Below are 1,274 nucleotides of genomic sequence, written 5' to 3' on the forward strand. Positions count from 1 at the left end.
ACTCTAAGTTTGCAGAAGAATGCGACGCAGTCGCATAAATGTTAAATAATCAAGGTAAAACTATGATTGCTAAAGACAGTTTCGTACCTTTGTTGTAAAAAGGTAGAATCGGTCTGTCGAAGAGGTAAACCATGGATTTCACTAGTCTGAAGACTATAATCCGTTTCGGACCTCATCGACATAGTTGCAAAGACCAGATAGAAAGTTATCGGCTCTGAGCCTTGTTAGAGTGTTAGTCCATACAACTATTGACCAATTCTACATAATTAAACTCGTACAAAGATATGAAGAATTTATTTATTGGAGTTGATTTTTCGAAAGAAAAAGTTGATGTGGCTATCATTTTTGCAGACGGACTTGCAGAAACAGCCTCAAGAGTGTTCAACGAATTCAAGACAACTGTGTCTGGTTACAAACAACTGATCAAGTGGGTGGAGCAGAACTCCGGCGGCATCGAGCCTTCCTTGTGGCTCTTCTGCGGAGAAAACACTGGCGATTACAGTAAGGGACTATGCAACTTCCTATACGGCAAAGGCTACGACATGTGGCTTGAGAATGCTAAGAGCATCAAGGATGCATCAGGTCTTAGACGATTGAAGTCGGACCGTGCCGACGCCTCAATGATTGCCGAATACGCAATGAGGAATTACGACAGAGCCATTATGTACGAGCCACTTAGCGAGTCACTTGCACAACTGCGTGAGCTGTTCCTGTATCGTCAAATGGTGGTACACCATAGATGCAGTTTTCAGGTGCGTAGAGGCGAGAAGAAGCTCACCATGGAGAAGTCGCCTATCAAGACCATGATCTCGCAGAGCGGAAGACATATCGTGTCAGAACTCAACAAGGAAGTCGAGAAGATAGACAAGCGAATCGCCGAGCTTATTAAGTCGGACGAGGAGCTAACCGAGGTATTCACCATCGTGACCTCGGTGCCTGGCATAGGAACGCAGAACGCCGTGTGCCTGATGGTATACACCGATAACTTCCGTCGTTTCAATTACGACTCACGCAAGATAGCCTGCTACTATGGCATAGCCCCGTTCGGCAAGGATTCGGGTACCAGTGTGCATTCTGATCCTCGTGTACATTACATGGCGAACCGCCAGATAAAGTCCATGCTGACGCAGGCTGCACTGGCTGCCATCAACTTCAATCCCGTTATCGCAAGATACTATATGCGACTCGTAGAACGTGGAAAGAAGAAGCAGGTTGCACTGAATAATGTAAAGAACAAACTCATACGTTTGGTCACTGCTATGGTCCGAAATCGC

Annotated in this window: 1 protein-coding gene; it reads left to right on the forward strand. The window is 45.8% G+C overall.

Features of this window, described 5'->3' with window-relative positions; translation table 11 throughout:
* Positions 1-284 precede the first annotated feature (284 nt).
* A partial coding sequence (locus tag CIK93_RS04470; protein WP_094446703.1) for an IS110 family transposase occupies positions 285-1,274 on the forward strand: 990 nt, incomplete at its 3' end.

The sequence above is a fragment of the Prevotella sp. P3-92 genome, assembly GCF_002251205.1.
GTDB lineage: Bacteria > Bacteroidota > Bacteroidia > Bacteroidales > Bacteroidaceae > Prevotella.